The sequence below is a fragment of the Pseudomonas sp. 21615526 genome, from assembly GCF_013386245.1.
Classification (GTDB): Bacteria; Pseudomonadota; Gammaproteobacteria; order Pseudomonadales; family Pseudomonadaceae; genus Aquipseudomonas.
Map to the genome: position 1 here is coordinate 587 of NZ_JACAOM010000191.1, position 731 is coordinate 1,317.

Sequence of the window (731 nt, forward strand, 5' to 3'; positions counted from 1 at the left end):
AGAGCGTGGGAACGATCACGCGAAGGTTACAGGCCCACCACATCCTCAGCCTGCAAGCCCTTCTCGCCCGTCACCACGGCGTATTCCACCTGCTGGCCTTCAGCCAATGAACGATGCCCTTCACCGCGAATGGCGCGGTAGTGCACAAACACATCCTTGCCATCTTCCCGCTGGATAAAGCCATAGCCCTTGGCGTCGTTGAACCACTTCACATTGCCGGTTTCGCGCGTTGCCATCTGTTTTGCTCCCACATGCTTTTTATAAGTACGTTTATTGTTGAGTCGTCGCAGTTGAACTGCCGAGTATAAGACAGGCTCAAAAAGCTTCAACTCAAGATTACTTCGCCGCTTTTTTGCCGATTTTCGGCTAATACTGCACACTAGCGCCCCGAGCACCTGCCCGGTTTTTTTCCCCACTCAAAGCAGAAGCCGTATGACCCGTTCTCCCTTTCGCCGTCTGGTATTTGGCACCTTGCGCCGGCTGTTGTACCTCTGGGTTCGCTCAGAGACGATCAACCAGTCGTCCCTTACCTTGAACCTCGACCGCAGTCGTCCGGTGTTTTACGTCCTGCAATCTCCATCCCTCACCGAATTGGCGGTGGTTGATACCGAATGTACCAAGGCCGGCCTGCCGCGCCCGGTGCTGCCGGTGTCGGTCGGCCCGCTGATGGAGCCGGCGGCCTTCTTCTACCTGACGCCCGACCCCGACTGGCTGGGGCGCCAGGACAAGCG

General features: G+C 57.3%; 1 protein-coding gene and 1 pseudogene. One reads left to right on the forward strand and one right to left on the reverse strand.

All coding sequences use genetic code 11. From position 1 onward, the window contains the following. Window positions 1–26: 26 nt before the first annotated feature. Window positions 27–236: a cold-shock protein gene (locus tag HX786_RS30645; RefSeq protein ID WP_003219353.1), complete on the reverse strand. Its 210-nt coding sequence runs from the start codon at window positions 234–236 to the stop codon at window positions 27–29. Between the two features lie 196 nt (window positions 237–432). Between HX786_RS30645 and HX786_RS30650 the strand changes: the two are divergent. Beyond that, window positions 433–731 (forward strand): annotated as a pseudogene (locus HX786_RS30650) (glycerol-3-phosphate 1-O-acyltransferase); the annotation flags it as partial.

What these genes read in the sequence shown, in the direction of transcription:
- HX786_RS30645 (WP_003219353.1), bottom strand. Translation starts at nt 236, where the DNA reads ATGGCAACGCGCGAAACCGGCAATGTGAAGTGGTTCAACGACGCCAAG.